Origin of the sequence: Serratia sp. Tan611 (genome assembly GCF_905188235.1) — a bacterium.
Lineage (GTDB): Bacteria > Pseudomonadota > Gammaproteobacteria > Enterobacterales > Enterobacteriaceae > Serratia_B > Serratia_B rhizosphaerae.
This window is the reverse complement of record NZ_LR994655.1, coordinates 2,109,319-2,130,748: the sequence shown is the minus strand read 5'-3', so window position 1 is coordinate 2,130,748 and position 21,430 is coordinate 2,109,319. Positions and strand designations below refer to the sequence as shown.

Sequence of the window (21,430 nt, the reverse complement as noted above, 5' to 3'; positions counted from 1 at the left end):
TGCCGGGCCATGCAGAAAAGCTACAGCGACGCGCGCAGCAACAGCGGGCACGGTACCTTGACGCTGTCGCGGTGCTCACGCTGCTCGATCAGGTGCAGCGCCGCCTGGCGGCCCAGTTCATAGTGCGGCAGTTGAACGGTGGTGAGCGGCGGCTGAAACAGTTCGCCAATCCCCACCATGTTGTCATAGCCCAGCACCGCCACCTGCTGGGGTATGCGCCAGCCCTGCGCCAGCAGCGTCTGGTACACCAGGAACGCCACCCGGTCGTTGCCGCACACCACCACGTCGCACTCCTGCCGCCCGGGGGCGAAATGGCGCGCCAACAGTTCGACGCAGTCACGGTAATGCTCATCGCCGCCGCTCAGGTTGAGGTGGTACTGCCGCAGCTGCGCCATATCGCCGCCGCCCTCCCGCCAGGCGCGCTCCAGCCCGCGTCGGCGCAGCGTCGCCGCCGGCACGTCTTCCGGCAGATAAATACACAGCGGCGCGCGGTAGCCTTTGTCGAGCAGCGCGCGCGCCGCGTCATACTGCCCTTGTTCATCATCCGGGATATAGCTGGCGATACGCTGCGTACGGCTGAAACAGTTTGCCAGCACCAGCCGCTTATCCAGCAGCTTGGCTGGCAGCGTCACCTGGCGCAGTCCCATGGTGGTGAAAATCACGCCGTCCGGCCGGTGCGCCAGCAGCAGATCCACCGTATGCTCCGCCGATTCATCGTCAAACAGGTTGACGACAAAGCTGTTCCAGCCATGTTCGCGCGCGGTTTTTTCTATCGACAGGATCATTTCGACCGAGAACGGCGTGGTGGCGGTATCCAGCGCCAGTACGCCGATGGTCTGCACCCGGCCGCCGTCGCCGCGGATGCGGCGGGCGGCCAGATCCGGCACATAGTCCAGTTGATCGATGGCCTGCTTCACCCGGCGGTAGGTTTCCGCCCGCAGTTTATCAGGCTCGTTGATGGCGCGAGATACCGTCATCAACGAAACCCCGGCCAGTTTTGCAACGTCTTTCAGCGAAGCCATGTACCCTTCTCTGCCTTGACTGGGAAATGAAACGAGACCTCGCATAATCCCATAACTCAGCCGCAGAGACTACCGCCGTTTACACCCGGCTGAGATCGGCCCACAGCGCCAGCGCATCCGCGCTCAACGGTGCGGCCTGCCCGCCATGTGCCGCCTCCGGCCACCAACCGCCCTGCCTGGCGCCGAGCCGGGTTTCTGCCGGCAACAGCCATTCGCCGCGCAGCACATACCAGACGCCGGCGTGGGCGGCCGGCAGCTCACACGCCGCCGTCATCCGCCGCACCGTGGCGCGCCAGCGTCCGCGCCGGGTCATGATATTAAAATCCTGGCTGACGCCCCCCAGCAGGCGCGCCTGCAGCGCCGCATCGCCGGAGAAGGCGAAGGGTTCGCCCGCCGTCTCCAGCCGGTGGTCAATGCCGTCGCCGAACAGGTGGACGCCGTCGCCCTCCAGCAGGGTAATCGAACGGTCGATACCGTCGAAGGCGGAAAACGGCCCGTCCTGTGCGATGGTGGCGATACTCGCCCGCCAGTCGAAATCGACGCCGTCTGCCGGCTGGCAGACAATTTCACGCGTTTCTCCGCCGCCGTTGCGCCACGGGCTGACCGGCAGGTCGGCAAAATCAAACCGGTTAATCAGCATCACGCCTCCTGCTGGAAAGTTTTGAGCACCTGCATAAACTCGGCGCGGCTCTGCTGCTGCAGCGCATGGCGCCCCTGCTCAATCACCTGCGCTCCGGCAACAAACACGTCGCGGATCTGCGCCTTGCCGCCGGCAAACAGCCAGCGGTTGAGGATCGCCGCGTCCGCCGCCGCCGCCAGGTACGGGTCGTCGCCGTCCAGCACCAGCCAGTCGGCGCGGTAGCCGCTCTGCAGCCGGCCGATCGGCGCGCCGCAGGCCTGCGCCCCCCCTTGCAGCGCCTGCTGATACAGCACATCGCCCACCGACGGCTGCTCCGCCGTCGTCAGACGGTTGCGGCGCCGGTCGCGCAGGCGCTGGCCATATTCGAACCAGCGCAACTCCTCCACCACATTCAACGAGACGTGGCTGTCCGAACCGATGCCCCAGCGTCCCTGACGCTGCAGATAGGCGTCGCCGGGGAAGATGCCGTCGCCCAGATTGGCCTCGGTGGTCAGACACAACCCCGCCACCGCCCGGCTGTGTGCCAGCTGCTCCAGCTCGGCGTTATCCAGATGGGTGGCGTGCACCAGACACCAGCGGCTGTCGACCGGCAGATGCTCATACAACCACGCCACCGGGCGCTGGCCGCTCCACTGCAGACAGTCGTTCACCTCTTTTTGCTGTTCGGCGATATGGATATGCACCGGCAGCGTGCTATCGGCCTGCGCCAGCACCTGCTCCATCTGCGACAGTTCCACCGCGCGCAGCGAATGGAAGCACAGCCCCTGATTCTGCAGCGGCTGCCCCGCCAGCTGACGGGTGATAACCTGCTGCTGCGTCAGATAGCTGTCCACATCCTGGATAAAGCGCCGCTGCCCCGCCTGCGCCGGCTGTGCGCCAAAGCCGGCATAGCTGTACAACACCGGCAGCAGCGTCATGCCGATCCCCGCCTGCTGCGCGGCGCGGCTGAGGCGGCCGGTCATTTCGCCACGGTCGGCGTATGGCTTGCCGTCGGCGTCATGATGCAGATAATGAAACTCTGCCACCTGGGTATAGCCGCCCTGTAACATTTCGATATACAGTTGGCGGGCAATGATTTCGACCTGCTCCGGCGTCAGGCGCTGCACCAGGCGGTACATCAGATCGCGCCAGGTCCAGAAACTGTCCTGCGGATCGCCCGCCACCTCGGCCAGCCCCGCCATCACCCGCTGAAACGCGTGCGAGTGCAGGTTCGGCATCCCGGGCACCACGTCGCCATGCAGCAACGCACAGCCTTCCGGGCTGGCATCCGGGGTAACCTGGGTAAGAAAACCGTGAGCGTCGACGTCCAGCCGGACGGCATGCGCCCAGCCGGTGGGAAGCAGTGCGCGTTTAGCGTAGTAAGCAGGCATAGCAATATTCCAACGTTGGTGTAACGGCGAAAGCGCGCAGCGCGCGCACAGGTAAATGTTTCAAGCCGGTAACATTAATCTGGAGAATCGGCTATTACTTGTATATACATATACAGATGCCCTAATCAACAGTAAACTGATGTTATTATTTTTTTATTTGACGAGGTTAACGTCGTGGTTGATCAACAGAGCGTGTTACAACTGGCTACGGCCATGAGCGATACCCCCGCCCCCATCTACCAGCGGGTGAAACAGGCGATCGTGGATCAGATCCGCGCCGGCCACTGGCAGCCGCACCAGCGCGTGCCCTCGGAAAGCGAAATGGTGGCGGAGCTGGGCGTCAGCCGTATGACCATCAACCGTGCGCTGCGTGAGCTGACCAGCGAAGGCTTTCTGGTGCGTATGCAGGGCGTCGGCACCTTTGTCGCCGAGGCCAAAGCGCACACCGCGCTGTTGGAAGTGCATAACATCGCCGATGAAATCGCCGCCCGCGGTCACCGCCACAGCAGCAAGATACTGCAGATGACGGCGCGCACCGCCAGCGATGAAGAGGCCGCCGCGCTGGGCATAGCGCCGGGACAGCAGCTGTTCTATTCGCAGATCGTCCACTATGAAAACGAGATGCCGGTGCAGTTGGAAAACCGCTGCGTCAACCCGCTGGCCGCACCCGACTATCTTCAGCAGGATTTCGATCGGGTGACGCCTTATATCTACCTGACGCAGGCCGCGCCCCTGACCGCCGGCGAGCATATCGTCGAAGCGGTGGTCGCCAGCAAGCAGGAGCGCGAGCTGCTGCAGTTGGAAGAGCGCGAACCCTGCCTGCTGATCCATCGCCGCACCTGGTCAGGCAAAACCGTGGTCACCTCGGCGCGGCTGCTGTATCCCGGCAGCCGTTATCAGCTGTTTGGACGCTTCGACGTTTAATCCCTCCGCGCGGGGCGCCACGCCGCCCCGCCGTTTATCCCCGCCATACTGCAAATTGCAGGTGCGTTGGCTGCATTCAGTCACCCGAATCACTGACCGGTGTAAGCGCATCGGGATTCCTTCATTCGCCGCCCTCCTGCCATTTGAATTATTTAGGGTATAGCGATCACATTTCCGTAACAAATTATCCCTGCTACCTCTTGTCGACCGTTGATGAATGCGCTAGCTTGTGTTTAATTGTATATACAACCAAGCAAGGCGGGACAACGATGACCAGCGAGATTCACTGCGACAGCCTGTGGCACGGGGCGGATATCGTCACCATGCGCGAGGGCAAATACCATATTCTGCACGACGGCGCGATAGCGGTGCGCGACGGTAAAATCGTCTGGATTGGCGAATACGCTGCACGCCCGGCGATTACCGCAGATGAGACGGTGAAGTTCGAAGGCGGCATCATTACCCCCGGCCTGGTGGATTGCCATACCCATCTGGTGTTCGGCGGCGACCGCAGCGCGGAATTTGAACAGCGGCTGAACGGCGTCAGCTATGCCGAGATCGCCGCGCAGGGCGGCGGAATCATTTCCACCGTCAACGCCACCCGCGACACCTCGGAACAGCAACTGCTGGAGCAGGCGCAGTTCCGCCTGCGCCCGCTGCTGGCGGAAGGCGTGACCTGCGTGGAGGTCAAGTCCGGCTATGGGCTGACGCCGCAAAGCGAGCTGAAAATGCTGCGGGTGGCGCGCCGGCTGGCCGACACGCTGCCGGTAGAAGTGAAGACCACCTGTCTGGCCGCCCACGCGCTGCCGCCGGAATATGCCGGCCGCGCCGATGACTATATCGATCTGGTATGCGACACCATTATTCCACAAGCCGCCGGCGCCGGCCTGGCCGATGCGGTCGACGCCTTCTGCGAACATCTGGCCTTTTCGCCGCAGCAGGTGGAAAAAGTGTTTGCCGCCGCCGAACGCGCCGGGCTGCCGGTGAAGCTGCATGCCGAGCAGCTGTCCGCACTGGGCGGCAGCGCTCTGGCAGCGCGTCATCATGCGCTGTCCGCCGACCATCTTGAATACGCCACCGAGCAGGACGCGCAGGCGATGGGCGCCGCCGGCACCGTCGCGGTGCTGCTGCCGGGGGCTTACTACCTGCTGCGTGAAACCCAGTGTCCGCCGATCGAACTGTTCCGCAAACACCGGGTGGCGATGGCGATCGCCAGCGATGCCAACCCCGGCACCTCGCCGGCGCTGTCGCTGCGGCTGATGATGAACATGGCCTGCACCCTGTTCCGCCTGACGCCGGAAGAGGCGCTGGCCGGCGTCACGCTGCACGCCGCCCGGGCGCTGGAGCTGCAGGAGAGCCACGGCTCGCTGGAAAGCGGCAAGGTGGCGGACTTCGTCCACTGGCCGCTGTCCCGGCCGGCTGAACTGACTTATTGGCTGGGCGGACAGCTGCCCTGCACGGTGATTTTCCGAGGAGAAATACGTCAATGACCATTCGCGATCCGTTCCATTTCCAAACCGGCAGCCTGCCGCTGTTAATCAGTATTCCTCACGCCGGCACACAGCTGACGCCGGCCGTTGAGGCCGGGCTGACGCCAGACGCGCGCGCGCTGCCGGACACCGACTGGCATATTCCTCAGCTGTATGACTTTGCCCGCGACCTTGGCGCCAGCATTCTGGTAGGTAATTACTCGCGTTTTGTTATCGACCTCAACCGCCCGGCGGACGATAAACCGCTCTACAGCACCGCCACCACCGGGCTGTATCCGGACGTACTGTTTAACGGCGAACCCAGCTTTCTGCCCGGCAAAGCGCCGGATGACCAGGAGCGCGCCGGCTATCTGCAACAGATTTGGCAGCCGTATCACCAGCAGTTGCAGGATGAGCTGGCCAGGCTGAAGGCGCAGCACGGCTATGCGCTGCTGTTTGACGCCCATTCCATTGCCTCGGTGATTCCGCGCCTGTTCGACGGCAAGCTGCCGGATCTCAACCTGGGCACCAACGATGGCGCCAGCTGCGCCGTTGCGCTCAGCGACCGGCTGGTGAGCTGCTGCGAGCGGCAGCAACAGTTCAGCCATGTGCTGAACGGACGCTTTAAAGGCGGCTATATCACCCGCGCCTACGGCAAACCGGCGGAAAACCAGCATGCGGTGCAGCTGGAACTGGCGCAGGTCAATTATATGTCCGAGCAGTATCCGTTCGCCTTCGACGCCGCGCGCGCCGCGCCGCTGCAGCAACTGCTGAGCCGGATGATCGACAGCATGATCGACTGGGGCACGCAGCAACGCTGAGCCGCCCGATCGGCCCGGAGAATCTTTGCCGGGCTGCAACTCCCCCGCCTAAACGGCGTAATCTGCGCTCTGTATCGCAAATTTCAACAAACTTCTCCGATCTGCCGCCAACACCGCACAAAACAGCGGATGCCGGCCGCTCTGCTGCGCCACAATCGAGCCAAAAGCACCGTTTAGACGGTGATATAACAGACCGGATGGCGTCCTTTATCTGCATCTGCGCGTACAGACCGGCGGTAGCGGCGTTCTGCGCCCCGTATCATTGAACTCTGGAGGCTAACTATGTCTGACACCCAGCTACGCTGGCGTGAAGCCCGGGCCACGGCCGAGCGCTTACTGGCCGGCTGGCGCCTGCCGGGCGACCCCGGCGGCGCTATTACCCTGTTTGATGCACAACACACACAGGCGGTGGCGTGCGCCGGTCTGGCCGATCTGGCGCGCGGCGAACCCTTTAGCGCCGACAGCGTGGTGCGCTACGCGTCGCTGACCAAGCATATCTTCGCCGCGCTGGCGCTGAATGCGACCGAGGGTTCGCTGCGCCTCGACCAGACGCTGGGAGAACTGCTGCCGCAGCTGCGCGGCGAGCCGGCCGCGGTCAGCGTCGGCCAGGCGCTGGATATGACCGGCGGCCTGCCCGACGTGCGTGAAACGCTCGGGCTGCTCGGCATCTCCGGCTACAGCGTCAGCCACGCGGAGCCGGTAATGACGTTCATCCAGGGGCTGAAGCGCCTGAACTTCCCGGCGGGCAGCGAAATCAGCTACAGCAACACCGGTTACCGTCTGGTGGAGGCGGCGCTGCAGGAGCGGGGCTACCGCTTTGAGCAGTTGGTTCAGCAGTATATTGCGCAGCCGCTGCAACTGCGCTGGCAGGCGCCGGAAAGCTGGTTCGATATCGTCCCCGGCCTGGCGCCCGGCTACTGGCGCACGCCGCAGGGTTGGCAACAGAGCAGCGCCGGCCTGCACCTCTCCGCCTCGGGCAGCCTGGCCGGTAGCCTCGGCGATCTGACCCGCTGGCTGCAGGCGCTGCTTGGCGACCGCGGCCCGGCCAGCGGCGTGCTGCAGCAGCTGAGCGCGCCGCGCTATCTGACAAACGGCCAGCCCAGCGCCTACGGGCTGGGACTGGCGCGCACCCCGCTCGGTCCGCATGTGTTACTGGGCCACGGCGGCTCTCATGCCGGCTATAAAACCTATTTCCTGCTGGCGCCGGAACGACAGGCCGGTATGGCGCTGGTGGCCAACCGCGAAGACTGCGACAGCGCCAGCATCGCCCTGCAGGTGATGGCCGCCCTGTTGGGTGAACCACTGCCGCCGCGCAGCCGCGCCATTCCTGACGGCATCTACGCGACGCTGGCAGAACCGTACTGGCTGGAGGTCAACAACGGTAATGTCGCCTATCTTGGCTGCCCGGAGACGCTGTATCAGGCGGGGGACGGCTATGCGGTTTCGCTCAGCGCCCAGCGGCCGATGCGGCTGAAATGGAACGGCGAAAATATTGAAGGAGAAGTGGGCCACGTCGCCCGCACCTTCTGGCCGGTGCAGACCAGCGGCCGCTGTTTGTCGCATGTGCAGGGCACCTGGTACCACCCGCACTACCGCACCGCTTTTGAGATCCGCGGCGACCAGGTGCATATCGGCGTCGGCCCGGCGGCGCATACCGGCACCCTCAGCCCGCTGGGCGACGGCCGCATGCTGGTTGAAAGCCGCGACGGGCCGTGGTTAAAGCGTTTTTGTCTCTACTTCCGCGGTTACAGCGTTGACCTGATCGCCGAGCGCAGCCGGGTGCTGACCTTCAGACGCGGCACCGGACGCCATACGGAATAATGCTCACTGCCCGTTGAGTTTGACCATTAACAGCGCGTCAAACAGCCGCTGCTTATCCGCAGCGGTCAAATTAACCTGTTGGATGGTTTGGATAAATTCCTGGCGCTCGCTCTCGGCGATCGGCCCTTGCCGCAGGCGCTGCACTAGCCGCTGCAGGATTTTGTCGCTCAGGCGGGCGATCTCCGGCCGGACTTTATCCAGCGGCTGCGGCTGCCAGCCCGTCTCCGGCTGCGCCAGCCAGTCAGCCCGGTAGCGGTACTGGATAGCCTTGGCCGCATCCATCTGTGCAACGATAAACGGCTTCACGGACTGCGGCTCCAGCCCCAGCTTTTCTGCCTGCGCCTGCGTGTTGGCCAGTACTTTGCTCTCCTGCGCCAGATCCTCAATCGGCAAATGCTGCTGCGCCTTATAGCCGGCCACGTCTTTCATCAGCGCCAGACGCTGGTTCACCACGTCGGCGATCGACGCGCTATTATCGGCAAGCGCGGAAAAGCTGCACAGCAGCCCCGCCATCAGACAGAGTTTCAGCATAGTTCCTCAGTTATCCCATTAAGTATCCGGCAAATATAGTTCACCGCTTTCGGCAGGTCACATAATTTTACCCCACATAAAAAAGCCCCGCATAAGCGGGGCCTGATCAGGGTAAAACGGCTTAGTCAAACACGCCGTTAATCACCGATGCAACCAGCGCAGTGCTCAGGGCGATCAGCACCAGGTCATCGCCCACCACGCGCCACTCATAGCCCGGATAGTGCGGCAGCTGGCCCAGCAGCGATGCCGGTACGGTTTTCTTGGCAATGCCCGGGGGCAGCGGCTTGCCGCGCGCCAGATTTTTCGCAATCCCCGGAGGCAGCGACTGGTAACCAGTCAGGCCGTAATTCAGCGCCAGCGAGCGGGCGCGGTCATAGGACAGGTCGACCCGCACCAGGCCATGGTCGTCCGCGCTATTACCGCGCTTGCCTTTGTTGCCATGCCCGTCGCTAACGCCTTTGCCGTTACCGTTGCCTTTACCATTGCCATTGCCATGTTTGCCATCGTAACCCTTATTGCCGTGGTTACCGCTGTTGCCATGGCCGTTACCGCCGTTGCCGTTACCGCCTTTGTCGGCGAAGACCGGCGCGCTGCTGACGCCCAGAGAAGCGATCAGCGCCAGTGCCGTGATGGTCATACGACGTTTTTTCATGTTGATACATCCTCGGTTGGGGAATTGTGCTGACTATAAGTATAATTTACCCCATAAAGAATGAGGAAAATTCTTATATTTCGGCGTTGCTGTCCTAATCGTCCATACGCAGGCGCTTATCATCGGTCTGCTGGCAGATTATCCCGTTGTCCGGCGATAAAAGCGTATCAACGCATAATTATTCAGCTTCCGCGCCATCATAACCAAAATGTACTTGCGACGCCGCCGGTGTTCCAGTAGTTTTGAACTACGCGCCATTGTCAGGAGCCTTTCCGGCAACCATGACGCGCCTCACGCAGTTTTATTTCATCCATACAGTCTATGAATCATCCGTTTCCCGCGCGGTATGCGGGACCTTTTTTCTATTGCTATCAATACCCTTAACAAAACTAAGTGTTGAGATTTTGTTGTCAATATCTTAAATTTGTTCCCGGAGAAACCTTACCTCCCGTGACGAGCCAGCAGGCCGTGCGCGGGCGCTCAGGAGCAAAAGCAATGCAAATGACACTCATGGAATACATCACGCGGCATTTCAATGGCGACCTTAGCCGTTATGCACAAGCGGAAGGCGTAAGCTGTGAACAAATCATCAAGTGGATCGACAATGAATGCTATGTCATTAAAGGGCGGTTATTTATGCCGGTCAAACACTTGCCCAGCCAGGACGCCTAAGTGATGAAACAAAAAACCCCGCAATGCGGGGTTTTTTGTTTTACGCGGGATCAGAAGTTGTAACCCACCACCAGGTAGTAACCCCAGCCGGTTGACTTGATCGGCCCCTGCGGCGTGCCGATATCCACACCATCCTGCCACTGGCCGCCGTTATGGAAGTAACGCGCCACTACCGAGTAGTGCCAGTGGTCGTAGTTCAGCGCCAGGATATGGCTGGAGGCGATGGAGTTGCTGGTACGCGCCTGACGGCCGTTCACCGTAAAATCATCCTTGCCCAGATCGGAACCGAAGTCGAAGTTGGTGAAGCCGATATAGCTCAGGTTGCCGCCCCACACCTGGGTCAGCGGCACGAAGTACTTAATTTTGAAACGGTAGCCGTCCCAGCTGTTTTCATTAGCCGCGCCGTAGTTCTGCCACTGATACTTGGCATAGATGTTCATCGACAGGCTCATCGGCAGGCCGGTATCGATATCGGTGCCCAGACCCATATACCAAGTGTTCTGACGCGACGCCTTGTTACGGCCCATATCGTAAATATAGTTGTTGGCGAAGTACCACTCTTTAAACGGTCCGAACGCCAGGCTGGTGCCGGTCAGCTTATCGATGGAGAAACGCGGCTCGATCTCCATAAACATCGGCGAACCTTTATCCCAGATGCCACGGTCCGGCGTATTGCCAACGCCGAAGAATTTCGGCACGTCGATGTAGCCGTAGAAATCGAACCATTCGTGCTTGGCGAAGGCTTCATATTCCAGATAGACGTCGTTGTTAAGCTGTGGCCCGAAGCGAGTATGGTAACTGCCCACCACGTTCACACTTTGATGCCACCAATCCGAGACAAACTCGCTGTCTTTGCTATCCGCCACTGATGCTGCACTGTAAGACGCCGCAAGAAGTACGCCTGCTGCGAGAGCTATTTTTTTCATTTTATTACCACATGCTTAAAGGGCTATTCGCTGCCCGTTAGAAAAAGATGACAAATAAGTCTGAACCCTACAGGGTGTAAACAAGCGTTACCCACTCAGCTCACCGGCGCATTATAGAAACCTCCGATGGTAGGAATCTGTGATCTAACCACCTGTTTTGCGAATAGGTAATCGATTGCGTTCACATTTGTCAAATTATGTTTCACGAAAATTCATAATCAATGTGATTTTTATCATCAGTGGTGTTTTTTCAGGCAATAGCATGGCGCACGACGGCCAGCCGGACGGAGAGCACATCAAGGATAAGCAACGGTGATGGAGAGGCGGCGATGTTTCGTCGGCAAGCCAGTGCCGCCGACGAACTGAGATGTGTGATACAGGATGCCGCACGCGCTGAGCCAACGGCCTCAGCGTGCGCCCGGCACCGCCTTGGCGATATTTTCCTCACGGAAGACCACCTCGTCGCCGCGTGCAATCTCCCACTCCTGCGGCGGGATGTCTGTTTTCGGCGCGGCGGCGACCACTGCGCCATATATCTGCCGGCCTGCGCGGCGCAGGATGTTTACATCAAGTTGATATTCATGCCGTAAATTAGCCGTCGTCAGCCGTACGGTATCGCCGTACATAAACGTCTGATCGTCAATCGCCGGCTGGGGAAGAAACTGGATATCACTGCGCATAGTTCACGTTCCTTCAGCAAGAAGACGTTATATGATCTTAGTCTAATTTCCCCGCCAGGGCGCTGTTTACGCACGAAAACCGCGCGCCTTGCGCGCCGGAATACGGCGCGCAAGGCGAACAATTACGGCAACGGCTGGCGCTCAAACTGCGGCGGCGGCTGGCGAAAACGCCGGGTCAGGTACGCCAGATAAATCACGCCCGCCCCGGCCCAGCACAGCCCCATGGTCAGCGAACTTTTCTCCAGGTTCAGCCACAGCACGCCGACGGTCAACGCCCCCACCAGCGGCAGGAACAGGAATTGGAAACGATCTTTCCAGGTTTTATTGCGCCCTTCGCGGATAAAGAAGTGGCTGATCACCGACAGATTGACGAAGGTAAAGGCCACCAGCGCACCAAAATTGATCAGCGCGGTGGCGGTGACCAGATCGAACGACAGCGCGGACAGCGCCACGGCGCCAACCAGCAGCACATTCAGCGCCGGCGTACGCCATTTCGGATGCACATAGCCAAACAGTTTTTCCGGGAAGACGTTATCGCGCCCCATCACGTACAGCAGACGCGAAACGCTGGCATGCGACGCCAGACCGGAGGCCAGGGTGTTGATAAAGGTGGTGCAGAGGAAAATGGACTGGAACAGCTTGCCGCCCACGTACAGCGCTATCTCCGGCAGCGCCGCGTCCGGCTCCTTGAAGCGTTCAATGGTGGGGAAGAACAGCTGGATAAAGAACGACACGCTGATAAAGATCACGCCGCCGTACAGCGCGGTGAGGAAAATGGCGCGCGGGATCACCCGGGCAGCGTCAGGCGTTTCTTCGCTCAGGGTAGTGACCGCATCAAAGCCCAGGAATGAAAAACAGAGGATGGTGGCGCCGGTAATAATCGGCAGCAAGTGTGCGTTTTCGCTGATAAAGGGCTGCAGGCTCCAGACGGTGCCGACCCCTTCCCCCTTATGCAGCCCGTGTATCACCAGAACAATAAACACCACGATGATCATCACCTGCGCCAGCACGAACAGCGTATTAAAGTTCGCCACGATGTTGACGCTCTTCAGATTGATGGCGGTCATAATCAACACAAAGCCGACCACCCACACCCACGGAGGAACTTCGGGGAACAGCGCGGTCAGATAGATTTTTGCCAGTAGGGTATTAATCATCGGCAAAAACAGGTAATCCAGCAGCGACGACCAGCCGACCAAAAAGCCGACGTGCGGGTTGATCGCCTTTTGCGCGTAGGTGTAGGCCGAGCCAGCGGTAGGAAACTGGCGCACCAGTTTGCCATAGCTGATGGCGGTAAACAGCACGCCGGCCAACGCAAACAGATACGACGCCGGCACGTGGCCGTCGGTCACGCCGGACACAATGCCGAAGGTATCAAACACCGTCATCGGCGTCAGATATGCCAACCCCATCATTACCACTTGCCATAGCTTCAGCGATTTACGCAGTTGCGGTTTCGCCGCGCCGTTACAGTCGATGGCCTCTGCCGTCATGGGTCGTTCCTCGTCGGCGTCCTGTACGCCTGATTAGGAATAGCAGTTACCGGGCGCGCGGCCTCGCCGGCCACAGGAGAGCCGGCGAAATGCGCCAGACGCGCGCGGTGCGTGACATTAAGCAGATCAGGCGTTTTTCAACATCCACTCAATCTCGGTTTCGGTGATCAGACGCTCAAACTGCAGCAGCTCATCGTTTTTACAGGCCAGATACACATGGCTGAAGCGCTCGCCAAGCAACGTTTTCCACAGCGGCTGCTGCGCAAAGGCGGCCAGGGCGTCGCTCTGGCGGATCGGGAACGGCAGCCCTTCCTGCTCCAGACCGTTGCCGGTGACCGGTTCAGGCAGCGGCAGCGGGTTTTCCAGGCCGTGCACAATGCCCGCCAGCAGCGCCGCCATCACCAGATACGGGTTGGCATCCGCGCCGGCCACGCGGTATTCCACCCGGTGGCTGTCGCGATCGCCGCAGGGAATACGCAGCGCCACGGTGCGGTTGTTATGCCCCCAGGAAGCCTGGGTCGGGACGTACATCCCCGGCTGGAAGCGACGATAGGCGTTGACGTTCGGCGCCAGCAGCGCCATCGAGGACGGCATCAGCGCGATCATCCCCGCCAGCGCCTGCTTCAGCAACGCGGAATCTTCGCCCTGCTCATCGGCGAACACATTCTCGCCGTCGGCGTCCAGCATGCTGATATGGATATGCATCCCGCTGCCGGCATGCTCTTCATAGGGCTTCGCCATAAAGGTGGCCTGCATATGATGCTTTTCCGCCACCGTGCGGATCAGGCGCTTGAGCGCCAGCGCATGGTCGCAGGCCTGCAGGACGTCGCCGGTATGATGAAGATTCACCTCAAACTGGCCGGGTGAGGCTTCCGCCACCGCGCCGTCGGCCGGGATGCCCTGCAGCCGCGCCAGCTCATCGATTTCACTCAGCACCTCGGCAAAATGGTTCAGGTTATCGACCGAATAAACCTGGCTCTGGGTGTTGCGCTCCTGAGTACCCGGCGCACACGGCGGCTGCAGATAGCCTTCCGCATCGCGCTGGCGATCAATGAGATAGAACTCCAACTCTACCGCTACCACGGGCGCCAGCCCGCGCTGCCGCAAACGCTGCCAAATCCGGTTCAGCACATTGCGTGGTTCAACGTCAAAGGGAGTGCCATCTTCATCCAACATGGTGAGCTGTACCTGGGCGATATACTGCGGGTCGCTCGCGGAGGGCGTCAGTGTGCCCGGCACCGGCACGCATACCCGGTCCGGCTCCCCCAGTTCCTGCCCCAGCCCGGTTTCTTCCACCACATTACCCAGAATATCCATGGCGAATACCGAAGCCGGAAAATAGCACCCCTTCTCCAATTTGTTCAAGCCCGCCACCGGAATGCGTTTGCCGCGGAAACCACCGTTCAGATCGGTCAGCAGGACATCAATATGCTGGGTTAAGGGATAACGTTCCAGATAATGATTCACCTCCCGCTGGAAGGTGGTACTTCGCCGTTCTTCATTGTGCTGCACAAAGTTTTCCACTGTTACGATATTGGTCTGCATGAGTCACCCGCCGTTGTTGAGGTTGCTATTGATGATTACGACCGTACTGCTCAATATAATTTCCACTCAATGAAACATAGATGCAACAAAAATGTTTTTCAAGTGTTAATTATGGTTTGAATATTGCCCACCCCGCTGCTAGATTTAGTTAATATTGAACAAAAAGGCTACTTTTACGCCATCTCGTTCATAATTTCGAACAGGCCAAGGGGAAGACAATGGGCAATATATTTAACAGACCAGTTATCGGCGTGGTGATGTGTCGCCACAGGTTAAAGCAGCATCCAACGCAGACCTTGCAAGAAAAGTACCTGAATGCGGTATTGGCCGCCGGCGGTTTGCCGGTCGCCCTGCCGCACGCCCTGGCGGAGCCGGAAATTCTGGCGGATCTGCTGCCGCGCCTCGACGGCATTATGCTGCCGGGCAGCCCCAGTAATGTGCAGCCGCACCTTTATGGTGAAAACGGCGATGAGCCTGACGCCGATCCCGGCCGTGACGCATTGAGCCTGGCGTTGATTCGTCTGGCGCTCGACAGGCGCATTCCCCTTTTCGCCATCTGCCGCGGTATGCAGGAAATGGTGGTGGCGACCGGCGGTACGCTGCACCGCCGGCTGTATGAACTGCCGGAACTGCAGGAGCACCGCGAAGATCATGAACTGCCGCTGGAGCAGCAGTACGCCCCCGCCCATGAAGTCATCGTGCGCGAAGGCGGGCTGCTGTCGCAGCTGATTCCGGACTGCAACCGCTTCTGGGTCAACTCGCTGCACGGTCAGGGCGCCAAAACCCTCGGCCCCAGCGTGCGCGTCGAAGCGCACGCCGCCGACGGGCTAGTCGAGGCCATCAGCATTCGTGACCAGCCGTTTGCTCTGGGAGTGCAGTGGCACCCGGAGTGGAACAGCGACGAATACGCCCTCTCGCGTCTGCTGTTTGCCGGGTTTATCGACGCCTGCCGGGCGTATCGCAAGGAACCACGCCCATGAGCGAAATCAGTCTGGCGCCGGGAAAACGGCTGGCACAAATCCGTCAGCAACTCGGCCTGTCGCAGCGCCGCGTGGCGGAGCTGTCCGGACTGACGCACAGCGCGATCAGCACCATCGAACAGGACAAGGTCAGCCCGGCCATCAGCACATTGCAGAAACTGCTGACGGTCTACGGGCTGTCGCTGTCGGCATTTTTTGCCGAACCGGAAAAGCCGGCTGAACCGCAAATTGTGATCGACCAAGAAAATCTGATTGAAATCGGCAGCCAGGGCGTCTCGATGAAACTGATCCATAACGGCGACCCCAACCGCACGCTGGCGATGATGATAGAGACCTACGAGCCGGGCACCACCACCGGTGAACGCATTAAACACCAAGGGGAAGAGATCGGTACGCTGCTGGAAGGCGAAGTGGTGCTGCAGGTCAACGGGCAGAACTACGCGCTGAACGCCGGCCAGAGCTACGCCATCAACACCGGTATTCCCCACAGCTTCAGCAACACTTCAACGCGCATTTGCCGCATCGTCAGCGCGCATACGCCGACGACATTCTGATTAACGGAGCAAGGTATGGATTTCCACCACTTGCAGTACTGGCAGCAACGGGCACAGGCCCTGACTATTGAGAACCGACTGTTTATTAATGGCCGCTATCAGCCGGCCGCTGAAGGGGGCACCTTTACGGTGGAGGATCCTGCCGGGCAGCGCGAACTGACGCAGGCTGCCCGCGCCGGCAGCGCCGATGTCGGGCTGGCGGTCAGCGCCGCACGCGCCGCCTTTGAGCGCGGCGACTGGTCGCGCGCCGCGCCGTCCCGGCGCAAAGCCGTGCTGCTGGCGCTGGCGGAGCAGATAGAGCAGCATGCGGAAACCCTGGCGCTGCTGGAGACGCTGGACACCGGCAAGCCAATCCGCCACAGCCTGCGGGATGATATACCGGGCGCCGCCCGCTGCCTGCGCTGGTACGCCGAAGCCATTGATAAGGTGTACGGCGAGATCGCCCCGACGGGTGCCGATGCGCTGGCCCTGATTGAACGTGAACCGGTCGGCGTCGTCGGCGCCATTACGCCATGGAACTTTCCGCTGCTGCTGGCCTGCTGGAAGCTCGGCCCGGCGCTGGCGACGGGCAACAGCGTAGTGCTGAAGCCATCGGAAAAATCGCCGCTGAGCGCGATTTATCTCGGCCAGCTGGCTCAGCAGGCCGGGCTGCCGGACGGCGTCCTCAATATCATCAGCGGCTTTGGCCATGACGCCGGCAAGGCGCTGGCGCTGCATCCTGATGTCGATGCCCTGACCTTTACCGGTTCGACGCTGGTGGCCAAACAGCTGATGGTTTACGCCGGCGAATCGAATATGAAGCGCGTCTGGCTGGAGGCCGGCGGCAAAAGCGCCAATATCATTTTCGCCGACTGCCCGGATATTGATAAAGCGGCGCGCGCCGCCGCCGCGGGCATTTTCTACAATCAGGGGCAAGTCTGCATCGCCGGCACGCGTCTGCTGGTGGAAGAGAGCATTCAACAGCCGTTCCTGCAGGCGCTGCACAAACACGCCGCCGCCTTTGCGCCCGGCAACCCGCTGGATCCCGACACGCAGATGGGCACGCTGATTGACAGCGGGCACAGCGCCAAAGTCGCCGACTTTATTAAACAAGGGCTCGATCAGGGGGCAACGCTGTTTCTTGACGGGCGCGGCAGCGGCCCGCATGACGCCTATCTCGGCCCGACCGTGCTGACCCAGGTGGATAACGCCATGCAGGTGGCGCGCGAAGAGATCTTCGGCCCGGTGCTGGCCGTCACCCCGTTCAACGGCGAGCAGCAGGCCATCGAACTGGCCAACGACAGCGACTATGGCCTCGGCGCTGCGCTGTGGACGCGCGATCTGTCACGCGCTCATCGCCTGGCTCGCCAGCTGCGGGCCGGCTCGGTATTTATCAATAACTACAACGACGGCGATATGACGGTGCCCTTCGGCGGCTACAAGCAGAGCGGTAATGGCCGCGACAAATCGTTACATGCGCTGGACAAATTTACCGAACTGAAAACCACTTGGATTTCGCTGGAATAAGGATTGAAAAGATGACCGAACACGTAAAAAGTTACTATGCGGCCAGCGCCAACCCGCATCAGCCCTATCCGCAGCTGAATGAATCCATCGAGTGCGACGTCTGCATCGTCGGCGGCGGCTATACCGGCCTCTCATCGGCGCTGTTTCTGGTGGAGGCCGGCTACGACGTGGTGGTGCTGGAATCGGCGCGCATCGGCTTTGGCGCCAGCGGCCGCAACGGCGGCCAACTGGTCAACTCCTACAGCCGCGATATCGACGTGATTGAACAGCGCTACGGCGCCGACAGCGCCCGGCTGCTGGGCAGCATGATGTTTGAAGGGGCGGAGATTATCCGCAGCCGCATCAAACGCTACGCCATCGAGTGCGATTACCGTCCCGGCGGGATTTTCGCCGCGCTGAACAACAAGCAGTACCACATGCTGATCGAGCAGAAAGGCCACTGGGAGCGTTATGGCAATACCCAGCTGGAGCTGCTGGACGCCGACCGCATCCGCCAGGAGGTGGCCAGCGATCGCTACGTCGGCGCGCTGCTCGACCACAGCGGCGGGCATATTCATCCGCTGAATCTGGCGCTGGGGGAAGCGGAAGCCATCCGCCTGCAAGGCGGGCGGATCTTTGAGCAGTCGGCGGTCACCAATATCCGCCACGGCGATCCGGCACTGGTCAGCACCGCCCACGGCCAGGTCAGCGCCCGCTATGTAATCGTCGCCGGCAACGCCTACCTCGGCGATAAGCTGGAGCCGCGGCTGGCCAAGCGCAGCATGCCCTGCGGCACCCAGGTGGTCACCACCGAGCCGCTGGCGCCGGAGGTGGCCCAGTCGCTGATCCCGCAAAATTACTGCGTGGAGGACTGTAACTACCTGCTGGATTATTACCGTATTACTGCCGATCACCGGTTGCTGTACGGCGGCGGCGTGGTCTACGGCGCGCGCGACCCGGACGATATCGACAACCTGATCCGCCCCAAACTGCTGAAAACCTTCCCGCAGCTCAAAGGCGTACGCATCGACTATCGCTGGACCGGCAACTTCCTGCTGACGCTGTCGCGCATGCCGCAGTTTGGCCGTCTGGAGAATAATGTGTATTACATGCAGGGCTACAGCGGCCACGGCGTGACCTGTACCCATCTGGCGGGCAAGCTGATCGCCGAGCTGCTGCGCGGCGATGCGGAACGGTTCGACGCCTTCGCCAAGCTGCCGCACCTGCCGTTCTTCGGTGGCCGCAACCTGCAAATTCCGTTTACCGCCATCGGCGCGGCTTACTACACGCTGCGCGATCGGATCGGCGTTTAACAGAAACAGGCCCGGCAAGCCGGGCCGTTATTACACTTCAGACAATTTTCGGCTGACCGTCGGAAGCCGTCGCCCCGCCGTCGACCGGAATATTGGCGCCGTTGATAAAACTGGCGTCCTCACTGGCGAGAAACGCCATCACCGCCGCCACTTCTTCCGGCTCCGCCGCGCGTCCCAGCGCAATCCGCTCATTAAACTTATCGCGGATTTCCTGCGGCCAGCCGTTGGTCATATTGGTTTTCACCAGGCTTGGGCAAACGGCATTCACCCGCACGCCTTCGCCGCCATGATCCAGCGCCATGGCGCGCGTCAGATTAACCACCGCGCCCTTCGCCGCGCAGTAGTAAGCCGCGCCCCAGTCGCCGCCCAGGCCGGAGACCGATGCGGTATTCACAATGCAGCCTTTGCTTTTCAGCAAATACGGCAGCGCGAATTTAGAGCAGAACACCACGCCGTCGATATCCACCCCGGCGATGCGCCGCCAGTCGGCGACGCTGGTTTCCAGCACGCTGCCGGCCACATGCACCCCGGCATTGTTCAGCAGTACGTCGATATGGCCGAAGCGCGCGGCGATCTCATTCATCATGGTTTCTACCGCCTCGGCGTCGGAGACATCGATATGCACCGCATGGGCCTTACCGGCCGGCAGCGAGGCCGCCACCGCATCCACCGCATCAATGGCCCAGTCCGCCAGCACTACCGTGGCCCCTTCTGCGGCAAAACGGCGCGCTGCCGCTTCCCCCATGCCATTCCCCGCCCCGGTAATGATCACCACTTTATTGTCAAAGCGCATAACACCTCCTCCGTGTGAATTAACTTCGCATTAATCATAAAAATTAATAATCATTCACAGGGTAATTCCGCACATCACGACGGGAAAGACAAAATGTGCGATTTTATAACCCAAAAGAGGTAATAAAGATTTTCTATGATCTCGCTAAACAAAACCGCTTATTTGGCCGCTATCGTCTTGATATTATTATCCCTGGATGAAATTAAAAGCAGGCGTTTAATTGCTTAGAGGAATAAATGGCATCACCGCCGGCGCTTCCCTGGCGGCGGCGATGGCAATCAGTTATCGATAGGGATCACTAATACGTCTATCTGCAGCGTATTGATCGCCTGGCGCGTCGCGGAAAATAGACGGCTCCAGAGATCGTGGTGGTGGCCAAAAATAATCAGATCAAATCCCTTGGCCTGCGCCGCATTGTTTAACTCCTCGCTTAATTCGCCGCGGCCGATGATCACTTCTGCAATGGGATGCGGCGTCTGATTTCTGAACGACTCCAGAATGCTCGCCGCCCGCTCAGAGAATTTTTGATCGGTATAATTGTAAGCGCCGATCCCCAGCTCCGCGTAGTAGCCGGTGTGATGGATGTCGATGTAGATCAGAGAGAGCTTGGCGCGCAACGCGCTGGCCAATTCGGCGCCTTTTTGCAGCAACTGCGTCGCGTTTTCTCCCAGATCCGTCGCTACCACAATATGTTGATATGCCATGATTGCTTGCCCTCCGTATTACCCTGACAAACAGCTGCGGACCTCCGCGTTCAGCATGCCATGCCGATACATTAAGTGTAGGCCAGCCCTACCCGGCATTCCTGTTTTATCCGCGCAGGGAAAATACACGGATAAAAACTAGCGCTGGTTTTATAATAATTTAATTATTAACACCGGGTGTTATTATCACACACTAAATTATATAACTTATTTCGCGACATAAATTAGCTATTGCGTTTTTGCTCACGATCAAGAAACAGCCCAAAGAAATCACATAAGATTATTCTTATTGAAATACCGATACGTTTTCCAGGAGAGCACATGAGATGAGTCAGGTGATTTATCGCATTGAAGGGAGCATTATCTTTAGTCCGGAAGATACAGGACTTTACCGACATAACCAGGCTGATAGCATTGTCGCCATTTCCAGCGCCGCAGCCAGACTGTTTACCTTACTGATCAAAAATAAAGGACATATCGTCGAGCGGGAGACCATTCTGGAAAAAGTCTGGGATGAATACGGTCTGCAGGCCAGTAATAATAATCTCAATCAATGCTTGAGTATATTGCGTCGCATTATAAAAAATATGGGCATCGATAAAAATATTATTGAAACCATTCCCAAAGTAGGACTGAGGATCTCTCACGTCATCCAGATAGAAGAAATTAATCTACACCCGCCGGTGCCTGGCGATCCGCCCGCGCCCGACAGACGCAGCAGGAAAAAAATCAAAAAAAAACTGTTTTACTCCGCGCTACTCGTTGGTTTACTGCTGATGTTTTCTCTCTTTTTTAATATTTTTCATTTATATAACAGCTACCAGAGCAGGCCGGCATCGCTTTCATTATTGAATTCCACACGGGGACAGGCCGCGCTGTGCGCCGTCCCGCCAGCGGAGACACCGCGGCTGTCGACGGTATCTCTTCGCACACCCCACTAGCTTCCCCGGCCCGGCATATGCCGGGCCATCCGCAGGCAATCTGCCAGACCACCCGTTACTCTATTCCTGCACCAACCTCATTCGCCTACTGACC

General features: G+C 59.8%; 21 protein-coding genes. 10 read left to right on the top strand and 11 right to left on the bottom strand.

Annotated features, from left to right (window positions below):
• Positions 1 to 20: 20 nt before the first annotated feature.
• The 3 genes from TAN611_RS10075 to TAN611_RS10065 all read right to left on the bottom strand — a co-directional run bounded on the left by TAN611_RS10075 (position 21) and on the right by TAN611_RS10065 (position 3,032).
• Entirely contained in the window at positions 21 to 1,022 is a 1,002-nt protein-coding gene (locus tag TAN611_RS10075; RefSeq protein WP_111737234.1) for a LacI family DNA-binding transcriptional regulator, read from the bottom strand.
• A gap of 79 nt (positions 1,023 to 1,101) precedes the next feature.
• On the bottom strand, positions 1,102 to 1,662 hold the full coding sequence (locus tag TAN611_RS10070; protein WP_203067650.1) for a HutD family protein: 561 nt from the start codon (positions 1,660 to 1,662) through the stop codon (positions 1,102 to 1,104).
• Entirely contained in the window at positions 1,662 to 3,032 is a 1,371-nt protein-coding gene (locus TAN611_RS10065) for a formimidoylglutamate deiminase (protein ID WP_111737236.1), read from the bottom strand. The genes TAN611_RS10070 and TAN611_RS10065 overlap by 1 nt, the downstream gene beginning before the upstream one ends.
• 174 nt (positions 3,033 to 3,206) lie before the next feature.
• Here TAN611_RS10065 and hutC point away from each other — a divergent pair, with 174 nt between their 5' ends.
• From hutC to TAN611_RS10045, 4 genes are all read left to right on the top strand, one after another.
• Positions 3,207 to 3,956 carry a histidine utilization repressor gene (gene hutC / locus TAN611_RS10060; RefSeq protein ID WP_111737237.1) on the top strand — a complete coding sequence of 250 codons (750 nt, stop codon included), beginning with the start codon at positions 3,207 to 3,209 and terminating at the stop codon, positions 3,954 to 3,956.
• A gap of 269 nt (positions 3,957 to 4,225) precedes the next feature.
• Entirely contained in the window at positions 4,226 to 5,446 is a 1,221-nt protein-coding gene (gene hutI, locus TAN611_RS10055; RefSeq protein ID WP_203067649.1) for an imidazolonepropionase, read from the top strand.
• Complete coding sequence (gene hutG / locus TAN611_RS10050; RefSeq protein ID WP_203067648.1) at positions 5,443 to 6,246, top strand: N-formylglutamate deformylase; 804 nt, start codon at positions 5,443 to 5,445, stop codon at positions 6,244 to 6,246. Before hutI ends, hutG begins: the two co-directional genes overlap by 4 nt.
• Before the next feature lie 282 nt (positions 6,247 to 6,528).
• Positions 6,529 to 8,067 (top strand): serine hydrolase, encoded by a 1,539-nt coding sequence (locus tag TAN611_RS10045; RefSeq protein ID WP_203067647.1) that lies wholly within the window; start codon positions 6,529 to 6,531, stop codon positions 8,065 to 8,067.
• Positions 8,068 to 8,070: 3 nt separating this feature from the next.
• Here TAN611_RS10045 and TAN611_RS10040 read toward each other — a convergent pair whose 3' ends face one another.
• Together TAN611_RS10040 and TAN611_RS10035 are read right to left on the bottom strand one after the other, a co-directional pair.
• A complete protein-coding gene (locus tag TAN611_RS10040; protein ID WP_203067646.1) occupies positions 8,071 to 8,598 on the bottom strand; it encodes a chorismate mutase in 528 nt (175 codons plus the stop codon).
• A 121-nt stretch (positions 8,599 to 8,719) separates the two neighbouring features.
• Complete coding sequence (locus tag TAN611_RS10035; RefSeq protein WP_203067645.1) at positions 8,720 to 9,250, bottom strand: anti-virulence regulator CigR family protein; 531 nt, start codon at positions 9,248 to 9,250, stop codon at positions 8,720 to 8,722.
• A 495-nt stretch (positions 9,251 to 9,745) separates the two neighbouring features.
• Between TAN611_RS10035 and TAN611_RS10030 the strand changes: the two genes are divergently transcribed.
• Positions 9,746 to 9,922 carry a hypothetical protein gene (locus tag TAN611_RS10030; protein ID WP_172606286.1) on the top strand — a complete coding sequence of 59 codons (177 nt, stop codon included), beginning with the start codon at positions 9,746 to 9,748 and terminating at the stop codon, positions 9,920 to 9,922.
• Between the two features lie 50 nt (positions 9,923 to 9,972).
• On the opposite strand, the gene TAN611_RS10025 is transcribed toward TAN611_RS10030, so the two are convergent.
• The 4 genes from TAN611_RS10025 to TAN611_RS10010 form a co-directional block, all read right to left on the bottom strand.
• A complete protein-coding gene (locus tag TAN611_RS10025; protein WP_160026869.1) occupies positions 9,973 to 10,848 on the bottom strand; it encodes a nucleoside-specific channel-forming protein Tsx in 876 nt (291 codons plus the stop codon).
• A 407-nt stretch (positions 10,849 to 11,255) separates the two neighbouring features.
• A complete protein-coding gene (locus tag TAN611_RS10020) occupies positions 11,256 to 11,528 on the bottom strand; it encodes a hypothetical protein (protein WP_105230790.1) in 273 nt (90 codons plus the stop codon).
• A 122-nt stretch (positions 11,529 to 11,650) separates the two neighbouring features.
• Entirely contained in the window at positions 11,651 to 13,021 is a 1,371-nt protein-coding gene (locus tag TAN611_RS10015; RefSeq protein WP_105230789.1) for an APC family permease, read from the bottom strand.
• Between the two features lie 126 nt (positions 13,022 to 13,147).
• On the bottom strand, positions 13,148 to 14,566 hold the full coding sequence (locus tag TAN611_RS10010) for a glutamine synthetase family protein (protein WP_203067644.1): 1,419 nt from the start codon (positions 14,564 to 14,566) through the stop codon (positions 13,148 to 13,150).
• Between the two features lie 218 nt (positions 14,567 to 14,784).
• Here TAN611_RS10010 and puuD point away from each other — a divergent pair, with 218 nt between their 5' ends.
• The 4 genes from puuD to TAN611_RS09990 are packed head-to-tail and all read left to right on the top strand — an operon-like array spanning position 14,785 to position 18,898.
• Positions 14,785 to 15,546 carry a gamma-glutamyl-gamma-aminobutyrate hydrolase gene (gene puuD / locus TAN611_RS10005; RefSeq protein WP_105230787.1) on the top strand — a complete coding sequence of 254 codons (762 nt, stop codon included), beginning with the start codon at positions 14,785 to 14,787 and terminating at the stop codon, positions 15,544 to 15,546.
• Entirely contained in the window at positions 15,543 to 16,100 is a 558-nt protein-coding gene (gene puuR / locus TAN611_RS10000; RefSeq protein WP_105230786.1) for an HTH-type transcriptional regulator PuuR, read from the top strand. Before puuD ends, puuR begins: the two co-directional genes overlap by 4 nt.
• Positions 16,101 to 16,115: 15 nt before the next feature.
• Positions 16,116 to 17,606 (top strand): aldehyde dehydrogenase PuuC, encoded by a 1,491-nt coding sequence (gene puuC, locus TAN611_RS09995; protein ID WP_203067643.1) that lies wholly within the window; start codon positions 16,116 to 16,118, stop codon positions 17,604 to 17,606.
• Between the two features lie 11 nt (positions 17,607 to 17,617).
• The gene (locus TAN611_RS09990; protein ID WP_105230784.1) at positions 17,618 to 18,898 is read left to right on the top strand and encodes an FAD-binding oxidoreductase; all 1,281 of its coding nucleotides are present in this window, start codon (positions 17,618 to 17,620) and stop codon (positions 18,896 to 18,898) included.
• Between the two features lie 37 nt (positions 18,899 to 18,935).
• On the opposite strand, the gene TAN611_RS09985 is transcribed toward TAN611_RS09990, so the two are convergent.
• The gene (locus TAN611_RS09985; protein WP_105230783.1) at positions 18,936 to 19,691 is read right to left on the bottom strand and encodes an SDR family NAD(P)-dependent oxidoreductase; all 756 of its coding nucleotides are present in this window, start codon (positions 19,689 to 19,691) and stop codon (positions 18,936 to 18,938) included.
• Positions 19,692 to 19,969: 278 nt separating this feature from the next.
• Positions 19,970 to 20,395 (bottom strand): universal stress protein, encoded by a 426-nt coding sequence (locus TAN611_RS09980; RefSeq protein WP_105230782.1) that lies wholly within the window; start codon positions 20,393 to 20,395, stop codon positions 19,970 to 19,972.
• Between the two features lie 326 nt (positions 20,396 to 20,721).
• On the opposite strand from TAN611_RS09980, the gene TAN611_RS09975 reads away from it, so the two are divergent.
• Positions 20,722 to 21,336 (top strand): winged helix-turn-helix domain-containing protein, encoded by a 615-nt coding sequence (locus TAN611_RS09975; protein ID WP_197951932.1) that lies wholly within the window; start codon positions 20,722 to 20,724, stop codon positions 21,334 to 21,336.
• Positions 21,337 to 21,430: the final 94 nt, after the last annotated feature.